The following is a 26,536-nucleotide window of genomic DNA, read 5'->3' on the forward strand; positions in this document are numbered from 1 at the left end:
TGGCATAGAGCACACCTCATAAGTTTTAAAAGTCTAACTTATGGGGTGCAGTTCAGAACGGGAGGGGGACACCTTCGGGTGTGCTGGCTCTATGACCAGTCCGTCAACCCTCTTTCGTTCTGCCACCATAAATTTAATGTCTGGCAGAACTCCAAATAAAAAGGAGTTGGCTTTGCACATCCATTATTTCTTGGCAGCCCTTGCCATAAGCTATCACGACACAGCTTAGACGTTTAAAGCAGTTTGATTGCCCTAAGGTTTTCAAGCTTTAAATCGTCACGACCAAAAAACTTAATCAACAATAAAACTTGAGATGTGCCAAGCACAGTCTTTATGGCTTTGCTGTGCCTTTTTTTCTCCCAAAAGGGGCACAGGCTTTTTTATCTCATTTACAAACAACAAGAATTTATAACGGTAAAACTATGCCAAAGTTAGTGCTTTCTTTCCGTGCCATACAAGTCATCAACAAGTCGATTGATTTATTTCACCATCGTGGCTTTCATACCGTTGGGGTAGATCGAATCGTCAAAGAGTGTGCAATCACCAAAGCGACTTTTTATAACTTTTTTCATTCAAAAGAGCGGTTTATTGAAATCTGCTTGATCGTCCAGAAAGAACGATTAAAAGAAAAAGTGGTCTCAATTGTTGAGTACGGCCAAGACACAAGCGCGACCGATAAACTCAAACAGCTTTATTTCTTACATACCGATGTAGAGGGGATGTATTACCTCTTATTTAAAGCCATGTTTGAAACGAAACTGACCTATCCAAAAGCCTATATCACCGCAGTGAGATATCGCACATGGCTGCTGAATGAAATCTATAGCCAGCTTATAAAACTAAAAACCGATGCGACCTTTCAAGATGCCAAACTATTTTTATATATGATTGAAGGCGCAATCATTCAGCTTTTAAGTTCAGATGGGGCAATCGATCGGGAAAAGATGTTGGATTGTTTTTTATGCAGTTTAGGTAGGTGATGTAAAATGCTGGGCTGATAACAAAAAATATTAGACCGGTCGTCTACTAATCTATATAGTGAGGCCTTACTTTGTTGACCTTCTAGTTTAAAAGAGAAAATTAATGTCTATTATTCTTCATCATTTAAATGCTTCACGCTCATTTCGCATTCTGTGGTTACTTGAAGAAATTAATCAACCTTATGAATTAAAAAGTTATTTTCGAGATAAAACTACAAATCTTGCACCTCAAGAATTAAAAAACATTCATCCTTTAGGAAAATCACCTGTGATTGAGCTTAATGGAAAAGTAATTGCAGAATCAGGTGCCATTGTAGAAATTTTGATTGAAAAGTTTGCTCCTCAACTTATGCCCGCGAAAGATACAGACAGTTATCTTGATTATTTACAATGGGTTCATTTTTCAGAAAGTTCGGCTATGGTTCCATATTTATTAAATATTTTTAATTCGATTGAGTTAAAAAATGGCACTCAATTAAAGTTCTTGGATCAATATGCGCATACTGAGTTAGATAAAGTATTTTCCTATTTAGATCAACAATTAGTAGGCAAAAAATTCTTAGTAGGCGATTGCTTAACGGGTGCAGATTTTATGATTGGTTTCGTAGTCTATGGTCTAATTAATTCTTTAAATATTCGATCAAAATATCTCAATATTGAGCAATATGTAAAAAGTCTCGAAAACCTAGAAAGCTGGCAAAAAGCCATGTCTATAGAACAAAATCTTCATCACCAAACCAATGCCTAAAAACGAAATACCCTTAAGCAATTAAAAATAGAATTGATTTCCCAAGTTGAGAAATCAATTCAGCAATTTAGATCCCTTCAACAAAACTCACCATGACATCACAGCAGCCTTGGCGTTTACTTTTGGCAAGCTGATATTCAGGTGAAAAATAACATTCACGTGCAGTTTCCATGTCTGGAAATTCAATGACCACGTGACGTTCAAACTCTTGTCCCTCTAAAACTTCTGAGGCACCACCACGCGCAAGAAACTTGGCGCCGTACTTTTGAAAAGCTTGCGGAGCAGTGGCCATATATTGTTTATATTGTTCCATATCATGAATGGTGACATGAGCAATCCAGTAAGCAGACATATCGTATTTCCCTATAATTCATTCAATAAAGGTTTATTTACCTTTTCCTAAAACTTGTGATTTCAGGCATCTAAAATATTTTTTGCGACAGCAGCAGCTTCGGCAATATGTTCAGCAACCGCTTGTTTTGCCTTTTCAGGGTCTTTGTGAAGGTAGATAGCTTCACACATATTTTTAATACGTTGATAACCTGAAATTTCACGCTTTGTTGATTTCATGGTCATGGCACGAAGACGGCTAATTCGGCCATTTAAGCGTTGTACCACTTCCCAAGCAATATGATGGTTTGCTGTAGTAAAGATGGTTTGATAAAGCTGGGTTGAGGTCGCAATAATCAGATTAATGTCATCGGCAGCAAAAGCAGCTTTAAGATCTTCTAATAGAAGCTTTAATTTTTCAGCAGTTTTCTCATCCAGGTTTTTAGTGCAGTCAGCCACAGCGCTTTGCTCTAACAAGAGACGAATTTCATAAATCTGTGAAGCGATGTCCCAGTTAAGTAGCGAAACAATAGGGCCTTTATTTGGCAAAATCTCGACTAAACCTTCTGCTTCCAAATAACGAATCACTTCGCGAACCACAGAACGGCTCACGCCGAGTTCTTCACATAACGTTCTTTCAACCAGTCTTTTTCCCGAAGGGAAATAGCCTGTAATAATGGCATTACGCACTTTATCTAAACACAGCTCTCGTAAAGTTACGGGCGGGTTTTCAATTTTAAGATTCATAAATAATTAAATTTTCCTGTTTTTTAACATGTTGAGTTTCATCACATGTTTTTCAATGAAAATTAGCATAGCAAACTCTTGCTTTTTTTTCAGTATGTATTATGGTATACCATAATACGAATGACAAGATAATTTACTTGCAAGGAAGAGCAATGGAACTTATACGTAAAACAGTGCTTCATGTAGAAACCACTTATGTAGATGGCGGTAAAGAAGCAGCAAAGCCTTTAAAAATGGTGGCAGCTGCAGCGGTCATTAAAAACCCGTGGGCAGGGCAAGGTTATGTAGAAAACCTAACACCGGAAATTCGCCGTATTGCGCCAATCTTAAGCGAGCATTTAACCAAACTTATTCTTGATGAAGTGGGTTCAGGTGATGTCGTTGAAGCTTTTGGCAAAAGTGCAGTGGTGGGCTTAAATGGTGAACTTGAGCATGCATCAGCTTTAATTCACACCTTACATTTTGGTAATACTTACCGTAGTGCTGTCGGTGCGAAATCTTATTTGGCATTTAACAATACCCGTGGCCCAGCAAACGCGCCGATTTTAATTCCAATGATGGATAAAAATGACGAAGGCCGTCGTTCTCATTACTTAACATTGCAATTTGCAATTCCAGATGCACCTGCTGCCGATGAGCTGGTTGTTGTGATTGGTGCAGCAACAGGTGGTCGACCACATCATCGTATTGGTGATCGTTATAAAGATTTGGAAGAGTTAGGTCATGATGTCAAAAACCCTGCAGCTGTCAAATAACCGTATAGCTCACTATTTTGAGCAAGGCGAAGGAGAGCCTCTGGTTCTGATCCATGGAGTGGGAATGCAAGCTGCGGCATGGTATCCACAAATTGAATATTTTTCTAAACATTATCATGTAATTTCAGTGGATATGCCGGGACATGGTCAAAGTACCAAATTACCGGCAGACGCAAAATTACAAGATTTTGTTGAATGGACCATCGAATTTATTACAGCCTTAAATCTAGGACCTGTAAATTTAGCGGGACATTCAATGGGATCACTGATTACGACAGGGGTTAGCGTTACCCGACCTGATTTGGTTAAACGAATGGCGGTGCTCAATGGAGTATATAAACGTACAACACAGGCACGTAATGCAGTCATCCAAAGAGCTGAAGAGTTAAAAACAGGCCGTATTGATGTCGAGACTCCACTACAGCGCTGGTTTGGCGAAAGTGAAGTCGAGCGTATAGCAGCAGCCAAAGTAAAAACTTGGCTCGAAAATGTCGACTTGTCTGGCTATACCACTGCATATTCTGCTTTTGCGCAAGGCGATGAAACCTATGCAGATGACTGGTCAAAGATCACTTGTCCTGCTTTGGTGTTGACCGGAACAGATGATCCGAACTCAACTGCAGAAATGGCTTTGCAAATGGCGAATCAGGCAAAGCATGGCACTGCAATAGTCATTGAAAATGAACGTCACATGGTGAACTTAACTGCACCTGACAAAGTGAATAATGCAATGCAAGCGTGGTTGGAAACCAGCGTTTAATTTGCCACACATTGCTGAAGGAATATAACAATGAGTGAAATGGATACTATCAATAAAATGCGTGAACTACGTGATGCTTTCGGGTCATTTATGACAGGCGTTACCGTGGTCACAACCTGTAAAGAAGATGGAACGCCACTTGGCTTTACAGCGAACTCTTTTGCTTCGGTGTCTTTGGACCCAGCTTTACTTCTAGTGAGTATTGCCAAGACATCAAGCAATTATCATAACTTTGCAAATGCCACACATTTTGCAATCAATATTTTGGCAGAAGAGCAAAAGGATGTTTCAAATACTTTTGCTCGTCCAAGCGAAGACCGTTTTGCAAATATTTCATGGTCAAAAAGCACTTGCCAAAATCCGCTGATCGATCATGTCAGTGCATGGTTTGACTGTACAACCTACCAAGTTGTCGATGCAGGTGACCACGCCATTTTAATTGGTAAAGTTGAAGATTTTGCTTCGACAGGTTTTGCAGGGCTTGGTTATTATCGTGGTGGATACTTCACTCCGGCCAAACTTTCTGCCGAGGTGATCTCTGGTCCTAAAGTGGTGATGAGTGCAATTATTGGTCATGAAAATACCATTTTACTTGAAGAAACTGCCGATCATAAATGGACTATTCCACATGTCATGGTAGATAAAGACGGTGCAGATAAAACGCTTGAGAAAATCTTTGCACAATATCAGCCAGATGCTTCTGCTAACTTCATTTACTCTGTATATGAAAACATTGAAAACCAGCAGCAATATATTTCATTTTTATGCAACACACCCGTAGCTCAAGCCACTAAAGGTCAGTTTGTCGATTTAAATGATCTTGAAAAGCTAGAGTTTGTAGACAGCGCTTTAGAAAGTATGTTGATGCGCTATCGCAAAGAAAACCATTTGAAAACTTATGGTGTTTATTACGGAAATCAGACAACAGGTACAGTTCGTCAAATCGTTAAAGAGGAAGTTTAATCATGCGTTTTTCATTATTTGTGCATATGGAACGTGTTTCTGATCAGCAAACCCAGAAGCAGCTTTATGATGAAATGATTGAGCTTTGTCAGATTGCAGACCGTGGCGGTATGCATGCGGTTTGGACAGGCGAACACCATGCCATGAACTTTACCATTGCACCAAACCCATTTTTAAATCTGGTCGATTTAGCCAATAAAACCAAAAATGTTCGTTTAGGTACAGGCACGGTGGTAGCGCCATTCTGGCATCCGATTAAACTTGCAGGTGAAGCTGCAATGACCGACATTATTACCAATGGCCGCTTAGATATTGGTATTGCTCGCGGTGCTTATTCGTTTGAATATGAACGTATGGTTCCGGGCATGGATGCATGGAGTGCTGGTCAGCGTTTACGTGAAATGATTCCTGCAATTAAAAACCTTTGGAAAGGCGATTATGAGCATAACGGGGAGTTTTGGCAGTTTCCAAAAACCACCTCGGCACCTCAACCGCTTCAACAACCGCACCCACCAATTTGGGTTGCTGCTCGTGATCCAAATAGCCATGAATTTGCTGTGCAAAATGGCTGTAATGTACAAGTAACGCCTTTGCATTTAGGTGACGAAGAAGTTGAAAAGCTCATGGGGCATTTCAATGCAGCTTGTGAAAAGTTCAATGAAATTCAACGTCCTGAAATTATGTTGCTCCGCCATACCTATGTGGCAGATAGCGAAGAAGATGCTCAACTGGCTGCAGATGAAATCAATACCTTCTATAACTACTTTGGTGCTTGGTTTAAAAATGAGCGTGAAATTAATCAAGGTTTAATCGCACCTTTAAGTGCTGAAGAAATAGCTGTACATCCTTTTTATACACCAGAAGCGATGCGCAAAAATAACGTGATTGGGCAGGCCCAAGAAGTGATTGACCGTTTAAAAGCTTATGAAGCGATGGGCTATAACGAATATTCTTTCTGGATTGATACGGGCATGAGCTTTGAACGTAAAAAAGCCTCATTAGAACGTATGATCAATGAAGTTATGCCGGCATTTGCATAGAGGCGAATATCATGACAGCAGATTTTCAGCTTTATATTAATGGTCAGTTTGAATCTGGTGCAGCGACTTTTGAAAGTATTAATCCTGCAACAGGTGAAGTTTGGGCACAGATGCCAGAAGCTCGAACCGATGAAGTCAACCGAGCAGTTCAAGCGGCATTTCAGGCATTAAAAGCACCGGAGTGGGCAGGTTTAACGGCCTCCCAGCGCGGTAAATTGCTCTATAAACTGGCTGATTTAATTGAAAAAGCTGCACCGCAACTGGCTCAAATTGAAACCAGTGATACGGGCAAGATTATTCGTGAAACATCGAGCCAGATTGCCTATGTCGCTGAGTATTATCGCTACTATGCAGGTATCGCCGACAAATTAGAGGGCAGTTTTCTACCCATTGATAAGACAGACATGCAAGCATGGATTGTTCGTGAACCAGTAGGCGTGATTGCTGCAATTGTTCCTTGGAACAGTCAGTTATTTCTATCGGCAGTAAAGGTAGGGCCAGCTTTAGCGGCAGGTTGTACCGTTGTGCTAAAAGCATCTGAAGACGGCCCTGGACCATTATTGGCTTTTGCTAAATTGGTCCACGAAGCGGGTTTTCCGGCTGGAGTGGTCAATGTAATTACTGGTTTCGGGCCTGAATGTGGCGCCGTGCTGAGTAGTCATCCTGATGTTGCCCATGTTGCGTTTACAGGTGGTCCAGAAACGGCACGGCACATTGTGCGTAACTCGGCTGAAAATCTTGCAAAAGTTTCACTCGAATTAGGTGGCAAATCACCATTTATTGTATTTGCTGATGCAGATATTCAAAGTGCGGTAAATGCTCAGGTCGCTGCTATTTTTGCGGCCACTGGGCAAAGTTGTGTTGCGGGTTCACGTTTACTGGTTGAAGAAAGCATTAAAGATGAATTTGTTCAGCGTTTGGTTGAGCGTGTACAAACTATAAAAATTGGTTTACCTCATGAAATGGCAACTGAGTTTGGACCACTTTGTACCCTACGCCAGCGCCAAAAAATTGAGCAAGTCGTTGCAAGTTCAATCCAGCAAGGTGCAAAACTGCTTACCGGTGGTAAAAGCCTTGAGCGAGCAGGGTATTACTATCCACCGACCATTTTAGATTGTACCGATGCACCTCAAGCAGATTGCATTACCACTGAACTATTTGGTCCGGTGTTATCGGTAGATAGTTTCAAAGATGAAGCGGAAGCCGTGCAAAAAGCCAATAGCACGCCTTACGGGTTGGCAGCAGGCGTTTTTACCACCAATTTAAGCCGTGCACACCGTATGACCAAAGTCATTGGGTCGGGAATTGTTTGGCTAAACACTTACCGCGCTGTTTCTCCACTTGCACCTTTTGGTGGACATGGGCTTTCGGGGCATGGTCGGGAAGGTGGCGCAAATGCTGTTTTAGATTACACCACCACCAAAACAGTTTGGTTACGTACCTCAGATGAGCCAATTGATGACCCATTTGTCATGAGATAAATCATGACTTGAGGTATGAAAATATAACGGGATTTTAATTTCAAGGATGAAAAAATGAATCAGTCAAACCCAGTAATCGCCTAAAGCTTTAATAGTTGAAAACGTAAAACTAGATGTATCGATGCTTAATCAAGTATTGATCGGACTGGCTTTACCTTTTTCTTGGCTAAAACAACACAAACAGAGAAATGAGCTGTTTGTAAAAGGAAATAAAAAGATGAAGCCGAGTCATATTGAAATGACTTTGGCTGGGCAGATTTTTTGATGTTGAGGAAATGAATTCCTCAAAGAGAGATTAAGGATATGAGCCAAAACGAAAATAGCAATAATGCTTTCGCTATCGAAAGTCATTCCATTGATTATGTTGCTCCCTCTGAACGTAATGGAAAAGTTCGCGATCTATTCACATTATGGTTTTGTACCAATATTGCACCGCTTGCCGTGATTACGGGTGCAATGTCAATTTTAACCTTTAACCTCAATATTGTAAGTGCATTGCTTGCGATCTGCTGCGGACATTTTTTTGGCGCAGCGATTCTGGCCTTAACCTCTGCACAAGGCCCACAGGTCGGCATTCCTCAAATGATTCAGAGCCGCGCACAGTTCGGGCGTTATGGGGCATTGCTGGTAGTACTGTTTACCACCCTCATTTATTTAGGTTTTTTCATCTCTAACATTATTTTGTCAGGCAAAACCCTTCATACCGTTGTTCCTGCCATTCCTGTGCCGACCGCAACCGTGATTGGTGCGATTGCAGCAACCACAATTGGCGTGATCGGTTATCACTTTATTCATAAGTTCAATAAAATTGGAACTTGGTTTATGGGTGGTTCGTTGCTTATTGGCCTCATGATTATGGTGCCGCATATTAATGCAGATGTACTTGCTAAAGGCTCTTTCAATATGAAAGGCTGGTTTGCCATGTTTGGGTTGTGTGCGGTATGGCAAATTAGTTTCTCGCCTTATACCTCAGACTATTCACGATATTTACCGAAGTCGATTGGTATTTATAAGCCATTTATCTTTACCTATTTAGGCGCATCGTTAGGAACCATTTTTGCGATGGCATTTGGGACGATTGCGGTCAGTATTGGCTCAACGGCGGATGCCATGGAAGCGGTAAAGTCAGGTACTGGTCTTTTTGGTTATGTTCTTATGATTTTGTTCTTATGCAATATCATTGGTCACAATGCCATGAACCTCTACGGTGCGGTTCTTTCCTGTATTACCTCTATTCAGACTTTTGCAGGGCAGTGGATGCCAAGCCGAAATATCCGAGTCGTGTTATCAATCATTGTATTAGTTCTAGCGACTTTAACAGCGCTTTGGGCATCAAGTAACTTTATTAGTTTCTTCTTGAATGTGATTTTTGCTCTGTTATTTATTTTGGTGCCATGGGTGTCTATTAATTTACTAGATTTCTATGTCGTGAATAAAAAGTCTTATGACATTCAATCCATCTTTGCACGTGATGGTGGTATTTACGGCAAATTTAATGCAAAAGCGCTTACGGCTTATTTCATTGGGATTGCGGTACAAATTCCATTCTTAAAAAATGCATTTTTCACAGGTGCACTGGCCGATGTAATTCCGGATGCGGATATTTCATGGGTGATTGGATTGGTGGTGAGTCTGGTGGTGTATTACGCCTTTAATCTAGGAAAGATTAAATGTTCTGCACCTGCATTAAACGCAAAATTACCTCAATAAGCATTGTAGTGAAAGGAATCCCACAATGAAAAAAAGCTATTTACAAGCGGCTCTAAGCACAGCATTGATGGCTGTAATCTATCCGAGTTACGCAGGTGTAAGTTTTGGAAATAGCGATGGTGAATACGGCAAGCTCACCGTATCAGGCTATGTTCGCGCTAACTATCAAGATAAACACTATGGCGAAACTGCTTCTGATCAAAAAATTCGTTTTGATGCTGCGCAGTTAAAACTAGACTACGAACGTGGACCGTTATTTGGTCATGCGGAATATCGTTGTTATCAATATGACCATCTATGTGATTTTTCTGCCTTAATTGATGGTTATGTAGGGTACAAATTAAATAAAACAGATCAAGTGGTGGCAGGTGTTCAGCCGATTCCATTTGGACCGGGACGTTTTTGGGGTAATAGCCTATATGGAAGTATGAGCACAACCGCAGGTTTAGAAGATGTTCATAATCTTGGTTTGAATTATCACTTTGAATTGCCCACAGCAACCAAGTTTGATGTGGGTTATTTTGCGGTAGATGGTGGAAACTATACTGGTTCTACCCAAGATTCAGGTCGCTACACTGCAAATTATGTGAGTTCAGACGATCCGAATAAAACCGATTTGCAAGAAAAGAACATGTGGGTAGGCCGAGTGACTCAAGATATAAATCTTGGAATTAATGGTTTAACCACACAACTCGGTGGCTCATATTGGACTTCTGATATTGAAAATAAAGCTGCTTCGAGTGATGGCCGTCGTCATGCGTGGACACTTTTTGGTAAAGCCAATTATGGCAATTTTAATGTAACCCTTACTGGTGGTAAAAATGACGTAACTAATCAGGATCAGCTCAATCCTAATCAGTCACTCATGGGCTCTTACGACAGTGAATATTATGTCGCGAACAAAGGAATGTTCTATACGGCAGATGTGGGCTACTCTTTCAAAAATGTTAAGCAGATCGGAAACATTACGCCGTACTTTATGTACAGTCAGTACGATAAAGATCAGGACAATATGAAAGATTCGATTCGTAATATTATTGGTGTGTCTATTGACCATAAACAGCTATCGTTGGTGGCTGAATACATCATGAGTAAAAATGACCCATTCATTGGGGGAACTCAAGATTCATTGGCAAAAGGGGATGATAACCAGTGGAATAAGTTGCTTAACTTAACGCTGTTTTATTATTTCTAAAGACATTTAAACATTCAGGCATACCGAAAATTTTTTTAAATTAATTTTTGGTATGCCATAATACAAAGTTGATGATGAGCAATTTAATTTATATATCGCTCAACTATCAATGCAGAAGATCTCAACAGGATAATGATCATGCAGCTTAATGAACTCGCTTTATTTCATCAGCAAGCCTTTGTTGCTGGAAAGTGGTGCGATGCAGACCATCAACAAACATCCGAAATTTTAAATCCGGCGACATTAGAGATTATTGGTACTGTCCCGAATATGGGCAAAGCTGAAGCTGAACGTGCCATTGAAGCTGCAAAAGAAGCTTGGCCGCTATGGAAAAATAAAACAGCAAAAGATCGATCAATTATTTTAAAAAAATGGTTCGATTTAATCATTTCAAATGTAGATGACTTGGCTTTTATTTTAACAAGTGAGCAAGGAAAGCCTTTAGCTGAAGCCAAAGGTGAAATTTTATATGCTGCCAGTTTTATTGAATGGTTTGCCGAAGAAGCAAAACGAGTATATGGCGATATTATTCCAAGCCCATATCCCGATGCTCGTATTGTTGTAAATAAACAGCCTATTGGTGTCGTTGCAGCCATTACGCCGTGGAATTTTCCGGCTGCCATGATTACGCGTAAGGTTGCTCCAGCCTTAGCGGCAGGTTGTCCTTGCATTGTAAAACCGGCGCCTGAAACACCTTTTACTGCTTTGGCTTTAGTGGACTTAGCTGTACAAGCGGGTGTGCCTGCTAAAATCTTTAGTGTGATTACAGGCGATGCAGCTCATATTGGTGATGCGATTTTTGAAAGTGATGTCGTACGCAAGTTTACTTTTACTGGGTCAACACCAGTCGGCAAAATGCTGCTTGAGCGTTCAGCAAAAACCTTAAAAAAAGTTTCCTTAGAGTTGGGTGGCAATGCGCCGTTTATTGTATTTGATGATGCCGATTTAGATGCAGCAATTGAGGGAGCACTCATTGCTAAATTTAGAAATGCAGGGCAAACCTGTGTCTGCGTCAATCGATTTTTAGTGCAGGCAGGCATTTATGAAAAATTTATTGCTGCCTTAAGCCAAAAAATTCAAAACTTTAATATTGGTAATGGATTAGAAGCAGGGCATGACATTGGGCCATTAATTAATGCCAATGCGGTGAAAAAAGTTGAAACTCATATTCAAGATGCATTAGATAAAAATGGTCGTCTTGTGGTTGGTGGTAAAAAGCATAAAGCGGGTGAATTGTTTTTTGAACCGACACTGATTGCAGATGTTACCGCTGATATGGATGTGGCAACTCAAGAAACGTTTGGTCCACTGGCAGCCGTATTTAAATTTGAAACCGAGCAACAAGCAGTTGAAATGGCAAATGCAACTGAATTTGGTTTAGCTGCATATTGTTATACCAAAGATTTAGGCCGTGCTTGGCGAATGAGTGAACAGCTTGAATATGGCATGGTCGGAATTAATAAAGGCCTTATTTCAAATGAAGTTGCGCCTTTTGGTGGAATTAAACAGTCTGGTTTAGGGCGTGAAGGTTCTAAATACGGTATTGAAGATTATCTAGAAATTAAATACACCTTGTTTGGAGGATTGAATATATGAGTAATGAAAAATTTGAAAAGGGTTTAGCAATCCGCAAACAAGTTCTTGGTGAAGAATATGTAAATAATTCAATCAACAATGCCGATGAATTTAACCTTCCTCTTCAAGAGTTAGTCACTGAATATTGCTGGGGAGCTGTTTGGGGACGTGAAGAATTAAGTAAGGCTGAACGTAGTTTAATTAATTTGGCAATGATTTCAGCTTTAAATCGTCCGCATGAATTAAAACTACATGTTAAAGGTGCACTTCGAAATGGTGTACCTAAAGAGAAAATTCGTGAAGTGCTTTTACAGGTTGCAATTTACTGTGGCGTACCTGCTGCTGTAGATAGCTTTCGAATTGCTAAAGAGGCAATTAAAGAATTTGAATCTGAGCAATAAACGTTGGCTTTGAATATTAAAAAAGGCCTTGTTCAAGTGGACAAGACCTTATCTATTTTAAGCTTGTTTGTTCAGTTCAGGGGGTAAATGCTGCGCTAAATAATCAATTGCAAGACGGGTTTTGAGTGGCATAAAAGGCAGTGTAGGCCATACCAAATGAATCGGAAAAGCAATGCTCGACATGGTTTCTAACACTTGTACGAGCTTACCTTCCTGTAATTCATTTTGAATGAGCCAGTCGGGTAGCCAAGCGATACCAGCTCCAGCAAGCGCTGCATTTTTAATGGCTTGTAAGTCATTTAAAAGAAGTTTTGCTTTGGGTTTTATAAATAAAGGCTCGTCATTTTCCTTTTGAAGTCGCCATTTTTGCATTTGACCAAAATGCGGATCGGCAATCGTCGCGTGGTGGTCTAAGTCGTCAATATTTTCTAATGGACCTGCTTCATTTAAATAATCAGATGAGGCACAAAGTAACATTCGATGCTCACCAATCTGTTTGGCAACCAGCTGAGTGGTGTCAGGTAGTGAACCAATTCGGATGCACAAATCAAAACCTTCTTCGACCAAGTCTACAGTTCGATCATTAAATGAAATTTCTAACTGTAAGTCCGCATGCTGCTGAGCAAATTTAACCATGAGCGGGGCAGCAAAGAGTTGCCCGAACAGCACTGGCACAGACATTCGTAAACGACCTGTTGCATTAATTTTCCCTTGGTCTAATAACGCCGCCGCATTTTGTATTTCACTTAACGCTCGGCGGCTATGCTCATAAAACAAAGCACCTTCATCAGTCATGCTGAGCGAACGTGTTGTTCTTTTAAATAAAGCAACGCCAAGCTGATCTTCAAGCCGAGCAATATTTTTACTAATGGCTGAGCGAGTTAAATGCAATTGCTCGGCAGCTTTTACAAAACTTCCAGCTTCAACCACAGTCACAAATATAGATATTGCACTTAGCTCATGTTGCATGATTGTTGCCTAAAAGGAACCAATGATAAGAAATAATATCACCACTGTTGAATTTATTGTGGAGTTAATATGGCTTCATCAAAAAAGTGGAGACGGTCATGGCTAAAATATTGGTATTAAAATCCAGCATTATGGGTGAGGGTTCACAAACCAATCGCCTAATCGATATCATGCTTGAACACCGTAAAGGCCAAGGTTTGCAAGATGACATTACCATACGCAATTTAGCTGAAATGAACCTGCCTGTATTAGACCTAGAAATTTTTCAGGCGCTTCGTGGGGCTGAAAATGTAAATCAAGACATTCAACGAATCGTTGCTTTGTCTGATGAATTAATTGCTGAATTAAAAAGTGCCGATTTATTGGTGATAGGCGCACCGATGTACAACTTAAATGTCCCGACTCAACTCAAAAACTGGTTTGACTTGGTGGCACGCGCAAGACAAACATTCCGCTACACCGAAACTTATCCTCAAGGTTTGGTGGAAGGGGTAAAAGCTGTGGTGGTAAGTAGTCGTGGCGGTATTCATGTTGGTCAAGAAACTGAGGCAGTAACGCCTTATCTCAAAGCGGTGTTAGGGCTAATGGGCATTCATGACGTCGATTTTATCTATGCAGAAGGCTTAGACATGCAGGCCTATCGCAGCAATGCATTAGATCTGGCAAGCCAGCAAGTGAAAGAATTCGCCATTTAAAATCATGAACTGAAACTCTTGTACCTCTAATTGTTCACAAGAGTTTCTAAGTCTATTTAAATCACATTTCTGAGCTCATTTGCTGTGTTGCGCAGCAATGGCAAAATTTGCTGAACCAAATAATCTTCTTGTACACGGTTGGTTTGAGACATGCAGTTAAGCGCTGCTATTGCTTGACCTTGTGCATTAAAAACAGGTACTGCAATCGCGATCACACCAAGCTCATGTTCTTCTTTGGAAAGACAATAATCCGATAACGAAATACCCTTAAGCACTTCAAAAAACTTTGACTCATCTACAATGGTAAACGGGGTTAAGCGCTTCAAACCATAATTTTTTACCCACGTATGCTGAGCTTCTTCGGGCAGTGCTGCCAGCAATACTTTACCTGTAGACGTGGCATGGGCAGGGAGTCGGTTTCCTAAGTGCATGCCATAAGGGCTAACACGTAAATTATCTTGCTGCGGTAAATAGCTACGGGCAATCGGCACCACTTCGTTATCGTCTAGCACCACAATTGAAAAAGTCAGAGATGTCTGCGCACACAAAAGATTTAAAAATGACTGAGCAACTTTAGGCAGATGGGCAGAGCTTAAATAAGAACTCGAAAAGCGCAGCACGCGATGCGTGAGCCAAAAGTAATGTTCATCTGTTTCTAAATAGCCTAAGTATTTTAAAGTTTTTAGATAACGCCTTGCCGCTGTACGGCTAATACCGGTTCGCTCAGCCACTTGAGTGACATTAAGCCGTTGTCGATCTGTTCCAAAAGCTTCCAGCAAAGCCAAGCCTTTTGCTAACCCTGCAATGTAGTCTTCTTGACGAATTTTCTCATGCGAGTTCGGGTGCTCTAAAAAAGCATCGAGAGAAGGCATCCTTTCATTCCTGTTATTTTGGTTGTTTCTGTCCGCTATCCGGACAAACTAAATGATAAACGGTTATTTTCGTCTTGGATACATAGTGCACAAAACTTAAAGCCAGTAATTTAAAAGTCAGGATGAAACAAGGATGAAGTTATGGATATTTTAAAGACACAGGTTGCAATTATTGGATCTGGACCAGCAGGATTATTGCTTGGACAACTTCTATATAAAGCTGGCATCGACCATATTATTGTTGAGCAACGTAGTGCTGAATATGTGGCTTCACGGATTCGTGCAGGAATTTTAGAGCAAGTTTCGGTCGACTTACTGAAACAAGCAGGCGTTGACCAAAACTTAAAAGACAAAGGATTACCACATTCGGGCATCGAAATCTTAACCAATGGTGAATTACATCGCGTTGATTTGGCAGCACTCACGGGTGGCAAACAAGTAACCGTATATGGTCAGACCGAAGTGACTAAAGATTTAATGACTGCGCGTGAAGCAGAGCAGCTCACTTCATTTTATGAAGCTCAAAATGTACAAGTGAAAGATTTTTACACTGCACCAAAAGTTGAGTTTGAGTACCAAGGTAAAGCCTTTCAAATTCAGTGTGACTTTATTGCTGGTTGTGATGGCTACCATGGCGTCTGCCGTGCCAGCGTGCCAGAAGATAAAATTAAAACCTTTGAAAAAGTTTATCCGTTTGGCTGGTTAGGGGTGTTGGCCGATGTGCCACCTGTAGCCGATGAACTCATTTATGTACAGTCAGAGCGTGGATTTGCTTTATGTAGTATGCGTTCAGAAACACGTAGCCGTTATTATTTACAAGTGCCTTTAACAGATCACGTCGAAGATTGGTCGGATGAAAAGTTCTGGGATGAGTTAAAAAACCGCCTAGACCCTGAAAGCCGCGAAAAGCTAGTGACGGGGCCTTCTATCGAAAAAAGTATCGCGCCGTTGCGCAGCTTTGTGACCGAACCAATGCGTTTTGGAAAACTATTTTTAGCAGGTGATGCTGCGCATATTGTTCCACCGACTGGAGCAAAAGGCCTAAACCTCGCGGCTTCTGATATTGCTTATTTATCAAGTGCGCTTGTTGAATATTATGTTGAAGGTTCTGAGCAAGGTATAAATGAATATTCAGATAAATGCCTACAACGTGTATGGAAAGCGGAGCGTTTTTCTTGGTGGATGACTCATTTATTGCATCGTTTTGAAACTGAGAGTGAGTTTGACCATAAGATTAAACAAGCCGAGTTAAGTTATGTGCTTGGCTCGATTGCAGGTAAAACCACATTGGCCGAAAACTATGTTGGTTTGCCTTATGAGATTAAGCAAATTGATAGTTTTAAGCACGCAAGCTAAAGGCTAGATAAAAAATAAAAAGGGCATGCAAATGTCCTTTTTTTATATAAAAACTGGATGGAATAAAATCGCTTAAAAGATGTGATTCGGCTATAAAGTAGCCCCAATACTATTCAAAATATAGGGCTACCTATCAATTCACCTAAAATTTAGTTGGCGTTTGCCGCAACTTTATTATTGGTTAATATCACTTGTTGCTGAGATTGAAGGGGTTTAATCACTTGTGGATTAGAGTTACTCCAAGGGATATAGGCTTCTGTCAAAATATGGCCTGTAAGGCTGGTTAAATCACTCGTTTTAACTTCCGCATTGCCTTGATGACCAAATAATACAACTTCATCACCTGCTTTTGCCTCTGGAATATCTGTTACATCAACCATAACTGTATTCATTGAGACTCGACCAACCACTGGCGCTTTTTGTCCATTGATTAATACAAAAGCCTTATTACTAAAACTACGACGGTAGCCATCCGAATAACCTACAGGGAGGTTTGCGAGTCTAGAGTCACGTTTCAAAGTATAGGTTTGGTCATAACCTACAGTTGAATCTTTCAGGTAATTATTAACCGCGGCAATTTGTGTTTTAAATGCCATCATGCCTTTAAATTCAGGGTGATTAGGAAAATCCCCATATATAATTGCACCTGCACGAACCATATCTAAATGTGATTCAGGAACGTTTACAGTAGCAAATGAATTAGCGGTATGTAATGTTAATTCTTTACGATTAAGTTTGGCTTTTTTAATCAACCATGCAGTTTGTTCATTAAATTGCGCCAGACGCTCACGAACAAATTTTTCATCTTCTACGGCATAGTGGGTCATAATGCCGTCAATTTTAAGATGGGGAAGTTTGGTGATCGCCACAGCTTGTTCTTTGCCTAGAGCCGTAGCCATTTCAAGACCATTACGGTCCATACCGCCTGAATTCAAAGCCAAGCTGTAATGAACAGTTGTATTGTTCGCTTCTGCCCATTTAGACATACGGGCAGCTTGGTCATAGTTACCTAAAAGCTCTTCAATATTTAACGCCTGTGCATTGATAATTTCACTATCTGTGGCGGTACGTAAACGTGTAATTTTGCCTTTATAGCCATGCTTGCGCACCATAGCCGCTTCAGCATTACTGGTAATTCCAATACAAGATACGTTTAACTTCATAACACTTGGCATAAGTAGGTCAATACTATGGCCGTATGCGTTAGCTTTCATGACTATACAAAGTTGTGTTTTGCCATTAAGTAACTGATTTGTCCTTTTAATATTATCTTCAAAAGCTTGAGTATCAATTTCTATCCATGCATTTGCTGTAGGTGCAGGGCTTACTTCATTTGTAACATGGGGAGTAAGTAAAGGCGCTGCATGAGCAAATTGCACCGAACCGAATAATATTAATGCACAGCTATAAGCGAGATGAGAAAATTTTGTTTTAAGTTTCATGAGTTTTTAATCTTTCCTGGCTAAATATAATTTAATGCTGGGTGGATTTTTATGGTTAAGTACTGAAATATAATTGATTTAAAATGTCACACGATTTGGTCTTAATAATACTTTCTCCTTAAAATATTATAGTCGCTATTAAGTAAAGTTTAATTTTGCTTAAACTGAATTGAAAAAATGCAAATCTAATTTCAATTAATCTTAATTAAATCTAAATATACATTCATAAAAAAACAAGAAGAAAAATTATTATAATTTTTTGAATGTTATTTTTTTAATCTATTTATTGGTGCTGTTTTTAATAAAATTTTTTAAAATATAACATTTGGTAAATAATTAACTTTATTATTACATAAGATTTTTTTATTTTTTAAATACATTTGATTGTATTTTTTATCAGTTGGTAAAATATAAAAAATGGTGAAATAAATAGCCGTAATTTTATTCAATAGAATATAAAAAATTAAAATTACTATATTTTTCATAAGCTTATTTATTATTTGTTAAAGTTGTTTTAAAATTTTGGATTATGTCATGTCAATTTTTAAGCATCTAATGTCATGTTTAATAGTTTTTAATAAGTTAATTTAAATTTTATAAATAAAATATTAATTAGATTGAATGAATAATTGGATGGTATTTAGCCGTAGGTGTTTGGTTTTGGTTTTGTGTAATAAATGAGCTGGTGTGTCTTATATTCTTTTTTTAATTCAATTTATTGTTTAATATTTTGGTTAAATTAAAATTTTATGTTTGTTTTGAAGTTAAGGAATTTTCTTAATATTTTAGTTTTTATTAAATGAATAATTTTATATTAAGACTTTATAAATATAAGATGATGAGTGTATTTTTTATTGCTTAGGATGGTTTGGCTTTTTCTTGATCATATTATTCTAATTCTACAAGGATGTAATATAGGAGGGCTGATATTGATTTTTAGTGCAAACCTTCAATTCCTGTGTAAGAGTCCGTATAGAAATATGAATTTTTATCTTAAAAAGTGTCTAACTAAATATGATGTAATGGCTATGCGATGCCGATTTTTCTTGATGAACAAATGAGCTAAGGAAAATTTTCAGAAGCTATTGTAGGCGTGAACACTCGATTTTTTTTATGAAAAAATGAATTGGAAAAAGCGTGGAATAGGACGCGTTTTGCTTAAAAGATCAGCATTAATAAAAGCTTTTGTCATATTTTTTCAGTATATTGCTATTAATTTCTTTATTTATAAATTCTAAGTTTGTATGGAACAGGACCAAGCTCGCATACCTAAATATATTCCTATCCGCGATGCAATTGCCCACGATATTGAATCTGGCGTATTAAAAGCCCACGCAAAACTCCCTTCGGAAAGGGTGCTTTCTGAACAATTCCAAACCACTCGTGTTGCTGCACGTGAAGCTTTGTTGGCTTTGGAAACTGATGGTTTGATTTATCGCTTAGATCGCCGTGGTTGGTATGTCCGTTCTCCTCGTATTATTTATCACCCGCAATCTACCAAAAACTTTAATCAGTTTGTGATTGAACAAGGCTATGAACCTTCGACAGAAGTGATTTCGAGTGAGCTGACTCAGGCTACTTCTTGGGATGCCAAGCATTTAAAAGTTGAAAAAGGGCATCCGATTTATTCAGTTTGGCGACGTCGTTGTATTAATGGACGACCTGTTTTGGTTGAGCATTTACGGGTGAATGCCGAGTTTTTCCCTGAGTTTTTAACTCATGATCTTAAGCAATCGATTACTTTACTGATGGCAAATCAATATGACTGCCATATCACTAGAGCCGACATTAATCTGTATCCAACCGCTTTATCGGAACAGCAGGCCAAAGCACTGCATGTCAATGTGGGCGCACTGGGTTTATATATTCGTCGTAGTAATAGAAATGAACAAGGCGTGATTACTGATGTCGACCAAGAATATTGGCTACATGATGTTTTAGATTTGCATTTTGAAGCGCGAGCATAAAAATACAATCTGGTTTAAACCAGATTAATTAAACTGTCATATAAAGCTGTTGAAATACGATCATCAAATAATTGCATTCGATGGTTTGCAGATGAAACAGTATGTTCAACAAACAATTAAACTCGGCACTGCATCAGTTTTAGGTGTAGTGGTCGCTATTCAAATGGGATGTTCATCAGCAACATCAAAACAATCAGAAGAAATTACAGTCTATACGGCAGTGGAAGCCGATCAGCTTAAGCAATACCAAGAAGAATTACATAAAGCCTATCCAGAGCTAAAAGTAAAATGGGTACGTGATTCAACAGGTGTGATTACCGCTAAACTTTTGGCAGAGCAGAAAAACCCACAAGCGGATGTAGTTTTTGGTGTGGCTTTAACCAGTTTGTTGGTCATGGAAAAAAAAGACATGCTTGAGCCGTTTAAACCTGAAGGCGTCCAAAATTTAAAACCAGAATTTGTAAGTCAAAAACCTGTACCGACTTGGACGGGTATGGATGCATGGGAATCTGCAATCTGTGTAAATAAAGTCGAATTAGAAAAGCGTAAGTTACCAATTCCAAAAACTTGGAAAGATTTAACCAACCCCATTTATAAAAACCTGATTGTGATGCCAAATCCGGCTTCGAGTGGCACAGGCTATTTAGATGTCACGGCTTGGATGCAAATTTGGGGCGAAAAGCAGGCATGGGACTATATACAGGCTTTAGATAAAAACATTTCACAATATCCTCATTCGGGTTCAAAACCTTGCAAGATGGCAGCACAGGGCGAAATCCCAATTGGTGTTTCTTTCGGCTATCCAGCCTTTAAATTAAAAGCAGAGGGCGCGCCTTTAGAAGTGGTTTATCCAAAAGAAGGTTTAGGCTGGGAAATGGAAGCTTCAGCAATTGTGAAAGGAACCAAAAAATTAAGCAGTGCACAGAAATTTATAAATTGGTCGGTAAGCAAAGCAGCAAATGAAGCCTATGCCCATAACTTTTCAATGGTGGCCTATAAAGGCATTGAAAATACCACTATGGACTTCCCGAAAAATCTTTCTCAAATGCTTGTGAAAAATGATTTTTATTGGGCGGCCGAGCAGCGTGAACGTATTTTGGCTGAATGGTCAAAACGTTTTGAAAAGTGATCTTTTGGATAAGGGCCTCATTATGCAAATTCCTTCGTCATTGCAATCATCGCTGCTAGGTCAAAACCAGAAGGGTGAGTTAGCAGGGCATTTACTGTCGTCATTAACGACCTATAAATATCCTGAACATAGCCCTTCGGTTTTAGAAGTAGTGGATATCCAAAAAAAGTTCCAACATTTTCAGGCCCTAACGCATATTAATTTAGACCTTAAAGCTGGCGAGTTCGTGAGCTTTTTAGGACCTTCTGGATGCGGTAAAACCACTTTGCTACGCATAATTGCGGGTCTAGAAAAACCTGATTATGGAAAGGTTATAAAAAAGGGCACAGACATTACGTTGTTAAGTGCTGAAAAGCGACACTGTGGCATTGTGTTTCAGAACTATGCGTTATTTCCAAACTTAAATGTAGAAGAAAATATTGCTTTTGGCTTAGACAAAAAGAAATGGGATAAGGCACAGCGTAGTCAACGAGTTCAGCAATTATTAGAACTAATTGAATTACCCGATATTGCTAAAAAATATCCAAATCAATTGTCGGGTGGGCAGCAGCAACGTGTTGCGCTTGCTCGTGCAATTGCACCGAATCCAGATATTTTACTGCTGGATGAACCCTTGTCTGCACTCGATGCTCAGGTACGTCTAAACCTAAGACAAAAGATCCGTTCGATTCAATCGCAGCTTAATTTGCCAACCATTATGGTCACACATGATCAAGAAGAAGCATTAAGCATTTCTGACCGTGTGGTTGTCATGAATCATGGCGTCATTGAGCAAATTGATACGCCGCACAATATTTATTACAAGCCACAAACCCAATTCGTTGCCAAGTTTATTGGCACCATGAACTTTTTGGCAGCCACTTGTTCGGTAGTTAATCAGCTCGAGGTTTTAGGTTTTATTGCTCTAAATTTGGAACAGCAAAAACTTAAAGCTGGGGAAAATTACAGCATTGGTTTTAGACCCGAAGCAGTCGAGTTAGTTGATGATTTTGGTAGTGATAAAGAATCGTTGTATTTGCCAGTTAAAGTAATAAGCACTGAATTTTTAGGCGCAAAACGTCGTTTGTTTTGCACTATTCATATCGATGGAATTGAGCAGGCAAAACACCTTTTGCAAATTGAAATTGAAAATACCAAGTTCAAATCTTTGCAAGAACTCATGTTTATAAAAGTGCCTAATCAGCTCATTCATATCTTTGACGAACAAGGGTACGCACTATGTTAAATGAAGCTGCTTCAGCGGTTTTAAAAACACAGCCGCGACGAAAAACTGAATATTCATTAAGATCAAATATTGCTTTAGCAAGCGTTGCAATCGCTTTGACTTTAGCAATTATTGCTCCTTTAATGATGCTGTTTGAAACCGCATTTTTTGATGAAAATCAAAATTTTGTTGGCCTTGAAAATTTTTATAATTATTTTGCAAGTCCAGCTTTACTCAGCTCTATATTTAACTCGGTGTGGGTTGCTTGTGCTGCTACTGTCATTACAGTATTTCTTGCCAGTATTTATGCTTTTGCACTCACTAATGTGAATATAAAAGGCAAAGGCTTCTTTAAACTGGTCGCTTTTTTACCCATTTTAGCGCCATCACTTTTGCCTTCTTTGGCATTGGTTTATTTGTTTGGTAAGCAAGGTGTGTTTAAACCTTTACTGGGCGATATACAAATTTATGGTCCAATCGGTATTTTAATCAGTTATTGCTTTTGGCTATTTCCAGCAATTTTGATGTTGATGATGGTGTCTTTTCGCAGTGTCGATCAGCGTTTAATTGAGGCATCTTTGTCGCTCGGCAAAAATATCTGGAAGACGCATTACCACGTCACACTACCTGCAATTCGCTATGGACTCATCAGTGCAAGTCTGGTGGCTTTTATTTATGTGTTGACCGATTTTGGTATTCCAAAAGTCATTGGCGGTTCATTTAACATGATGGCGCTTGATGTCTATAAACAGATTATTGGTCAGCAAAATATGAGCATGGGTGCGGTAATTTCCATCTTGTTATTGCTACCAGCAGTGTTCGTCTTTATTTTCGATCGTATTCAAAGCAAACGCCATGCACGGTTTCAAGCTTTTCAGGCTAAACCTTATGTTTCAGCATCGAATAAAAAACTTGAAGTTGTTCTGAGCTTATTTTGTGGTTTAGTTTCAGGTGCGATTTTACTGATTATCTTTACGGCAGTGCTGGCTTCATTCATTCAGTCTTGGCCTTATGATTTGTCTTTGACCTTAGCACATTACAGTTTTGAATATGTCGATGGTGGCGGTTGGGCAGCGTACTTTAACTCGGTTCGCATGGCACTCTTTAGTACGGTTTTTGGAACAGCACTGATTTTTATGGTGGCGTTATTAACCGAACGTTTTAAGGCACATCCACTCATTAAAAATTATGTACAGGCTTTAGTTTTATTACCCCTTGCTGTGCCGGGGTTGGTGCTAGGTATTGCTTATATTTTGTTTTTTAACCAGCAAAGCAACCCGTTAAATGTGCTGTATGGAACTATGACCATTTTGGTGATTTCAACCATCATGCATTATTATACCGTCCCACACCTGACTTTAACCAATGCCATTAAACAGATTCCGTTACAGCTCGATCAGGCAGCACAAACTCTAGGAACATCGAAGTGGAAAACCTTTTGGAAAGTATATTTGCCCATGTGTTTTCCAGCGCTATGTGATGTGTCGGTCTATGTTTTTGTGAATGCCATGACCACTGTGTCGGCTGCCATTTTCCTATATTCACCAGACACCAGTTTAGCTGCGGTAGCTGTTTTAAATATGGATGATGCAGGAGACACGGTTGCTGCTGTTGCGATGAGCATTCTCATTTTAACCACCTCATGTGTTGTAAAACTCATTCACTGGTTATTTACCCGAAAAATTATGGCAAGAAGTCAGCAATGGCATGAAAGCTCTCACTAAGCTTTAACTAAACACAATTTTTATTTAACCGACTGAAATGAAAATGCTTTGTTCAACAAGGCAAGGGTTTATTCATCCTAAATTTCGCAAATTGGAAGTCTTATGAATAACGCACAGTTTGATTTAATTGTTGTCGGAGCCGGTATTTTAGGTCTATCCGCTGCCATACAGGCACAAGAGCAAGGTTTAAAAGTCTGTATCTTCGAGAAAAATGCCAAACCAGTGGGGGCAACTCGTCGTAATTTCGGCATGGTCGGAACTTCGACATTAACCCATCCAGAGCAACAGTGGCGAAAGTACGCGCTTGAAACGCGTTCTTTTTATCAGCGTATTCAAGCTGAAACCGATATTTCGTTTGCTCAACGACAAGGTGTTTATCTCGCAAACACTGCACTTGAATGGCAGGTTTTAAATGAGTTTGCCGAGCGTGCAAATAACTATCAAATTCCAATTCATTTGCTAAAGCATGAGGAACTGGTCACCCAATTTTCTTATTTAAACCCCGAGCAGCAGTTTCAAGGCGGCTTGGTTTTTGAAGAAGACTATTCGGTCGAACCGCATGTGATTGGGCAGCGACTATTGGCATATGCCGAAAAAAACGGTGTGGAGATTTATACCAATGCCTGTGTTGTTCAAACCCAATATCAGCATGAAAGTTGTCTGGTTCGTTTGGCAAGTGGTGAGGCATATCGGGCAAATAAAGTTTTGATCTGCCACGGTGAAGTCATCGATGTTTTATATCCAGATCTCTTACAAAGTTTAAATCTGAAACGTTGTGGCTTACAAATGGCTATGACTCAACGGTTTCGCCAAAACTTAAATGCTTCTCTTTATTCGGGCTTATCCATTTCACGTTATCCAGCTTTTGAAATTTGCCCAAGTCATGCAGAGCTAGTTAAAGCGTCACAACAAGGCTTCATTAAAGAATTCGGTATTCATATTCTGATTAAACAAAACGAATTTGGCGAACTGATCGTAGGCGATAGTCATGAATATCATTCGATTAATGAAGCGCCTCAGTTCGAGCAGCGTGAAGAGATTAATGAGTTTATTCAAACGTACTGCCACGAAAAATTAGGGCTGACTTTACCTCCAATTCAAAAACGTTGGAATGGTTATTACCTGACCCATGAACATGAGTTGGCCTGTGTCACTGAAGCCGAAAAAAATATCTTTCTGGTGAGTGCGATTGCGGGTAAAGGCATGACCACAGGGGCTGGCTTTATGAAAGAAACATTAGAACAAAATATTTACTAGTTTGTAATCTGGTTTAAACCAGATTGATGTATATTGAAATGAACGCAAAAGAAATGAGTAACATTATGAACATGCAACCCCAACTCGATATGGATTTAGAAAACAAGTATTTGCTTCTTACTCCAGGGCCATTATCAACATCGGCAACAGTACGTCGTGTCATGCAAAAAGACTGGTGTACTTGGGACCAAGAATACAACTCGCTGGTACAAGATATTCGTAATCGACTGGTAAAGTTGGCAACCAGCCAACCTGAAAAATATACGGCTGTGTTAATGCAAGGCAGTGGAAGTTTTGCTGTGGAATCTGTGCTTGGGTCAGCTATTCCGCGTGATGGCAAAATCTTGATTATCAATAACGGCGCATACGGTACACGTATGGTGCAAATGGCACGTTGTCTAAATATTGAAGTGATCGAGCTGAACTATTTAGAAACCCAAACACCAGATTTACAAGAAATTGAGCACGTTTTAGAAGATAAAACCATTAGCCATGTTGCTTGTGTGCATTGTGAAACCACCACAGGTATTTTAAATCCAATTCAAGAGATAGGCCGTTTAGTTAAAGCAGCAGGAAAAATCTGGATTGTGGATGCCATGAGTTCATTCGGTGGTGTGCCTATGGATATTGCTGAGCTTGAAATTGATTTTCTAATTTCAAGTGCAAATAAATGTATTCAAGGTGTTCCGGGCTTTGGTTTTATTTTGGCAAAGCGTGATTGCCTAGAAGCATGTAAAGGTTTAGCTCGTTCGGTAAGTCTCGATTTGTATGACCAGTGGAATACAATGGAGCAGTATAACGGTAAATGGCGTTTTACCTCGCCAACCCATGTGGTACGTGCTTTTTATCAAGCCTTACTTGAGCTTGAGGCAGAAGGCGGAGTTGCTGCACGTTATCAACGTTATTTACAAAACCAACAAACCTTATCGCAAGGTATGCGACAACTGGGCTTTGAATTGGTACTCGGTGAAGAGTGCCCACAATCACCCATCATTACCACTTTTCTTTACCCAACAGCCGAGAAATTTAGCTTTCAGTCATTCTATGAAACGCTAAAAAAATCAGGCTATGTGATTTATCCGGGCAAAGTCACTGACCTTAACTGCTTCCGTATTGGCAATATTGGCGAAGTTTATATTCAAGACATTGAAGGGCTTCTTGCTGCGATTGCCAGCTACTGCGAAAGCCATCTAAATCAAGCTGTAACAGCATAACTTTTATTAAAACATTTGAATT

The 26,536-nt window shown here is 39.5% G+C and carries 25 protein-coding genes; 20 read left to right on the plus strand and 5 right to left on the minus strand.

Annotated features, from left to right (window positions below):
• The first annotated feature begins 422 nt into the window (after positions 1–422).
• Positions 423–980, plus strand: coding sequence for a TetR/AcrR family transcriptional regulator (locus ACTJJG_RS11045; RefSeq protein WP_311080223.1), 558 nt, complete (start codon positions 423–425; stop codon positions 978–980).
• Between the two features lie 103 nt (positions 981–1,083).
• Positions 1,084–1,728 carry a glutathione S-transferase family protein gene (locus ACTJJG_RS11050; protein ID WP_311080221.1) on the plus strand — a complete coding sequence of 215 codons (645 nt, stop codon included), beginning with the start codon at positions 1,084–1,086 and terminating at the stop codon, positions 1,726–1,728.
• Positions 1,729–1,795: 67 nt separating this feature from the next.
• Here the strand turns inward: ACTJJG_RS11050 and ACTJJG_RS11055 are convergent, their stop codons facing one another.
• A complete protein-coding gene (locus tag ACTJJG_RS11055; RefSeq protein WP_001277471.1) occupies positions 1,796–2,080 on the minus strand; it encodes a DUF1330 domain-containing protein in 285 nt (94 codons plus the stop codon).
• Between the two features lie 62 nt (positions 2,081–2,142).
• Entirely contained in the window at positions 2,143–2,805 is a 663-nt protein-coding gene (locus ACTJJG_RS11060) for a GntR family transcriptional regulator (protein ID WP_372552597.1), read from the minus strand.
• A 152-nt stretch (positions 2,806–2,957) separates the two neighbouring features.
• Here ACTJJG_RS11060 and ACTJJG_RS11065 point away from each other — a divergent pair, with 152 nt between their 5' ends.
• The 10 genes from ACTJJG_RS11065 (at position 2,958) to ACTJJG_RS11110 (ending at position 12,685) form a co-directional block, all read left to right on the plus strand.
• A complete protein-coding gene (locus tag ACTJJG_RS11065; protein ID WP_078224509.1) occupies positions 2,958–3,560 on the plus strand; it encodes an amino acid synthesis family protein in 603 nt (200 codons plus the stop codon).
• A complete protein-coding gene (locus tag ACTJJG_RS11070; RefSeq protein WP_017385537.1) occupies positions 3,529–4,320 on the plus strand; it encodes an alpha/beta fold hydrolase in 792 nt (263 codons plus the stop codon). Before ACTJJG_RS11065 ends, ACTJJG_RS11070 begins: the two co-directional genes overlap by 32 nt.
• Before the next feature lie 30 nt (positions 4,321–4,350).
• Positions 4,351–5,283, plus strand: coding sequence for a flavin-dependent trigonelline monooxygenase reductase component (gene tgnA, locus ACTJJG_RS11075; protein ID WP_372552599.1), 933 nt, complete (start codon positions 4,351–4,353; stop codon positions 5,281–5,283).
• Positions 5,284–5,285: 2 nt separating this feature from the next.
• The gene (tgnB, locus tag ACTJJG_RS11080) at positions 5,286–6,323 is read left to right on the plus strand and encodes a flavin-dependent trigonelline monooxygenase oxygenase component (protein ID WP_372552601.1); all 1,038 of its coding nucleotides are present in this window, start codon (positions 5,286–5,288) and stop codon (positions 6,321–6,323) included.
• An 11-nt stretch (positions 6,324–6,334) separates the two neighbouring features.
• On the plus strand, positions 6,335–7,804 hold the full coding sequence (gene tgnC / locus ACTJJG_RS11085) for a (Z)-2-((N-methylformamido)methylene)-5-hydroxybutyrolactone dehydrogenase (RefSeq protein WP_372552603.1): 1,470 nt from the start codon (positions 6,335–6,337) through the stop codon (positions 7,802–7,804).
• Between the two features lie 121 nt (positions 7,805–7,925).
• Positions 7,926–8,069, plus strand: coding sequence for a hypothetical protein (locus tag ACTJJG_RS11090; protein WP_075382724.1), 144 nt, complete (start codon positions 7,926–7,928; stop codon positions 8,067–8,069).
• Between the two features lie 38 nt (positions 8,070–8,107).
• Complete coding sequence (locus ACTJJG_RS11095; RefSeq protein WP_017385541.1) at positions 8,108–9,514, plus strand: purine-cytosine permease family protein; 1,407 nt, start codon at positions 8,108–8,110, stop codon at positions 9,512–9,514.
• Between the two features lie 25 nt (positions 9,515–9,539).
• Entirely contained in the window at positions 9,540–10,709 is a 1,170-nt protein-coding gene (locus tag ACTJJG_RS11100; RefSeq protein WP_372552605.1) for a hypothetical protein, read from the plus strand.
• Positions 10,710–10,847: 138 nt separating this feature from the next.
• Positions 10,848–12,305 (plus strand): NAD-dependent succinate-semialdehyde dehydrogenase, encoded by a 1,458-nt coding sequence (locus ACTJJG_RS11105; protein ID WP_440608941.1) that lies wholly within the window; start codon positions 10,848–10,850, stop codon positions 12,303–12,305.
• A complete protein-coding gene (locus ACTJJG_RS11110; protein ID WP_206221655.1) occupies positions 12,302–12,685 on the plus strand; it encodes a carboxymuconolactone decarboxylase family protein in 384 nt (127 codons plus the stop codon). The genes ACTJJG_RS11105 and ACTJJG_RS11110 overlap by 4 nt, the downstream gene beginning before the upstream one ends.
• Before the next feature lie 57 nt (positions 12,686–12,742).
• Here ACTJJG_RS11110 and ACTJJG_RS11115 read toward each other — a convergent pair whose 3' ends face one another.
• The gene (locus ACTJJG_RS11115; protein WP_372552609.1) at positions 12,743–13,654 is read right to left on the minus strand and encodes a LysR family transcriptional regulator; all 912 of its coding nucleotides are present in this window, start codon (positions 13,652–13,654) and stop codon (positions 12,743–12,745) included.
• A gap of 98 nt (positions 13,655–13,752) precedes the next feature.
• On the opposite strand from ACTJJG_RS11115, the gene ACTJJG_RS11120 reads away from it, so the two are divergent.
• The gene (locus tag ACTJJG_RS11120) at positions 13,753–14,349 is read left to right on the plus strand and encodes an NAD(P)H-dependent oxidoreductase (RefSeq protein WP_372552611.1); all 597 of its coding nucleotides are present in this window, start codon (positions 13,753–13,755) and stop codon (positions 14,347–14,349) included.
• A gap of 56 nt (positions 14,350–14,405) precedes the next feature.
• Here the strand turns inward: ACTJJG_RS11120 and pobR are convergent, their stop codons facing one another.
• Positions 14,406–15,221 (minus strand): IclR family transcriptional regulator PobR, encoded by an 816-nt coding sequence (gene pobR, locus ACTJJG_RS11125; RefSeq protein WP_017385546.1) that lies wholly within the window; start codon positions 15,219–15,221, stop codon positions 14,406–14,408.
• A gap of 141 nt (positions 15,222–15,362) precedes the next feature.
• On the opposite strand from pobR, the gene pobA reads away from it, so the two are divergent.
• Positions 15,363–16,577, plus strand: coding sequence for a 4-hydroxybenzoate 3-monooxygenase (gene pobA, locus ACTJJG_RS11130; protein WP_372552613.1), 1,215 nt, complete (start codon positions 15,363–15,365; stop codon positions 16,575–16,577).
• Between the two features lie 149 nt (positions 16,578–16,726).
• On the opposite strand, the gene alr is transcribed toward pobA, so the two are convergent.
• Complete coding sequence (alr, locus tag ACTJJG_RS11135; protein WP_039765601.1) at positions 16,727–18,019, minus strand: alanine racemase; 1,293 nt, start codon at positions 18,017–18,019, stop codon at positions 16,727–16,729.
• A 1,244-nt stretch (positions 18,020–19,263) separates the two neighbouring features.
• Between alr and ACTJJG_RS11140 the strand changes: the two genes are divergently transcribed.
• The 6 genes from ACTJJG_RS11140 to phnW all read left to right on the plus strand — a co-directional run bounded on the left by ACTJJG_RS11140 (position 19,264) and on the right by phnW (position 26,514).
• Positions 19,264–19,986: a UTRA domain-containing protein gene (locus ACTJJG_RS11140; RefSeq protein WP_032056467.1), complete on the plus strand. Its 723-nt coding sequence runs from the start codon at positions 19,264–19,266 to the stop codon at positions 19,984–19,986.
• Between the two features lie 91 nt (positions 19,987–20,077).
• Positions 20,078–21,115 (plus strand): putative 2-aminoethylphosphonate ABC transporter substrate-binding protein, encoded by a 1,038-nt coding sequence (locus tag ACTJJG_RS11145; RefSeq protein ID WP_032070488.1) that lies wholly within the window; start codon positions 20,078–20,080, stop codon positions 21,113–21,115.
• A 22-nt stretch (positions 21,116–21,137) separates the two neighbouring features.
• Positions 21,138–22,340: an ABC transporter ATP-binding protein gene (locus tag ACTJJG_RS11150; RefSeq protein WP_372552615.1), complete on the plus strand. Its 1,203-nt coding sequence runs from the start codon at positions 21,138–21,140 to the stop codon at positions 22,338–22,340.
• Positions 22,334–24,043, plus strand: a complete 1,710-nt coding sequence (locus ACTJJG_RS11155) for a putative 2-aminoethylphosphonate ABC transporter permease subunit (protein ID WP_372552617.1) — start codon at positions 22,334–22,336, stop codon at positions 24,041–24,043. Before ACTJJG_RS11150 ends, ACTJJG_RS11155 begins: the two co-directional genes overlap by 7 nt.
• A gap of 102 nt (positions 24,044–24,145) precedes the next feature.
• Positions 24,146–25,300, plus strand: coding sequence for a TIGR03364 family FAD-dependent oxidoreductase (locus ACTJJG_RS11160; protein ID WP_204084777.1), 1,155 nt, complete (start codon positions 24,146–24,148; stop codon positions 25,298–25,300).
• A 26-nt stretch (positions 25,301–25,326) separates the two neighbouring features.
• Positions 25,327–26,514 (plus strand): 2-aminoethylphosphonate--pyruvate transaminase, encoded by a 1,188-nt coding sequence (gene phnW / locus ACTJJG_RS11165; protein WP_372552640.1) that lies wholly within the window; start codon positions 25,327–25,329, stop codon positions 26,512–26,514.
• The last annotated feature ends 22 nt before the right edge of the window (positions 26,515–26,536 follow it).

The sequence above is a fragment of the Acinetobacter sp. 22512 genome (genome assembly GCF_052044755.1).
GTDB classification, from domain to species: Bacteria; Pseudomonadota; Gammaproteobacteria; order Pseudomonadales; family Moraxellaceae; genus Acinetobacter; species Acinetobacter pittii.

Excerpts from the sequence above, each read along its gene's own strand:
- alr (WP_039765601.1), bottom strand. The coding sequence starts at position 18,019 with ATGAAACTTAAAACAAAATTTTCTCATCTCGCTTATAGCTGTGCATTA.
- ACTJJG_RS11060 (WP_372552597.1), bottom strand. The coding sequence starts at position 2,805 with ATGAATCTTAAAATTGAAAACCCGCCCGTAACTTTACGAGAGCTGTGT.
- tgnA (WP_372552599.1), top strand. The coding sequence starts at position 4,351 with ATGAGTGAAATGGATACTATCAATAAAATGCGTGAACTACGTGATGCT.
- tgnC (WP_372552603.1), top strand. The coding sequence starts at position 6,335 with ATGACAGCAGATTTTCAGCTTTATATTAATGGTCAGTTTGAATCTGGT.
- tgnB (WP_372552601.1), top strand. The coding sequence starts at position 5,286 with ATGCGTTTTTCATTATTTGTGCATATGGAACGTGTTTCTGATCAGCAA.
- ACTJJG_RS11160 (WP_204084777.1), top strand. The coding sequence starts at position 24,146 with ATGAATAACGCACAGTTTGATTTAATTGTTGTCGGAGCCGGTATTTTA.
- ACTJJG_RS11050 (WP_311080221.1), top strand. The coding sequence starts at position 1,084 with ATGTCTATTATTCTTCATCATTTAAATGCTTCACGCTCATTTCGCATT.
- ACTJJG_RS11140 (WP_032056467.1), top strand. The coding sequence starts at position 19,264 with ATGGAACAGGACCAAGCTCGCATACCTAAATATATTCCTATCCGCGAT.
- ACTJJG_RS11055 (WP_001277471.1), bottom strand. The coding sequence starts at position 2,080 with ATGTCTGCTTACTGGATTGCTCATGTCACCATTCATGATATGGAACAA.
- ACTJJG_RS11150 (WP_372552615.1), top strand. The coding sequence starts at position 21,138 with ATGCAAATTCCTTCGTCATTGCAATCATCGCTGCTAGGTCAAAACCAG.
- ACTJJG_RS11115 (WP_372552609.1), bottom strand. The coding sequence starts at position 13,654 with ATGCAACATGAGCTAAGTGCAATATCTATATTTGTGACTGTGGTTGAA.
- ACTJJG_RS11065 (WP_078224509.1), top strand. The coding sequence starts at position 2,958 with ATGGAACTTATACGTAAAACAGTGCTTCATGTAGAAACCACTTATGTA.
- ACTJJG_RS11110 (WP_206221655.1), top strand. The coding sequence starts at position 12,302 with ATGAGTAATGAAAAATTTGAAAAGGGTTTAGCAATCCGCAAACAAGTT.
- ACTJJG_RS11100 (WP_372552605.1), top strand. The coding sequence starts at position 9,540 with ATGAAAAAAAGCTATTTACAAGCGGCTCTAAGCACAGCATTGATGGCT.
- pobR (WP_017385546.1), bottom strand. The coding sequence starts at position 15,221 with ATGCCTTCTCTCGATGCTTTTTTAGAGCACCCGAACTCGCATGAGAAA.
- ACTJJG_RS11145 (WP_032070488.1), top strand. The coding sequence starts at position 20,078 with ATGAAACAGTATGTTCAACAAACAATTAAACTCGGCACTGCATCAGTT.
- ACTJJG_RS11105 (WP_440608941.1), top strand. The coding sequence starts at position 10,848 with ATGCAGCTTAATGAACTCGCTTTATTTCATCAGCAAGCCTTTGTTGCT.
- pobA (WP_372552613.1), top strand. The coding sequence starts at position 15,363 with ATGGATATTTTAAAGACACAGGTTGCAATTATTGGATCTGGACCAGCA.
- phnW (WP_372552640.1), top strand. The coding sequence starts at position 25,327 with ATGTATATTGAAATGAACGCAAAAGAAATGAGTAACATTATGAACATG.
- ACTJJG_RS11090 (WP_075382724.1), top strand. The coding sequence starts at position 7,926 with ATGCTTAATCAAGTATTGATCGGACTGGCTTTACCTTTTTCTTGGCTA.
- ACTJJG_RS11095 (WP_017385541.1), top strand. The coding sequence starts at position 8,108 with ATGAGCCAAAACGAAAATAGCAATAATGCTTTCGCTATCGAAAGTCAT.
- ACTJJG_RS11155 (WP_372552617.1), top strand. The coding sequence starts at position 22,334 with ATGTTAAATGAAGCTGCTTCAGCGGTTTTAAAAACACAGCCGCGACGA.
- ACTJJG_RS11045 (WP_311080223.1), top strand. The coding sequence starts at position 423 with ATGCCAAAGTTAGTGCTTTCTTTCCGTGCCATACAAGTCATCAACAAG.
- ACTJJG_RS11070 (WP_017385537.1), top strand. The coding sequence starts at position 3,529 with ATGATGTCAAAAACCCTGCAGCTGTCAAATAACCGTATAGCTCACTAT.
- ACTJJG_RS11120 (WP_372552611.1), top strand. The coding sequence starts at position 13,753 with ATGGCTAAAATATTGGTATTAAAATCCAGCATTATGGGTGAGGGTTCA.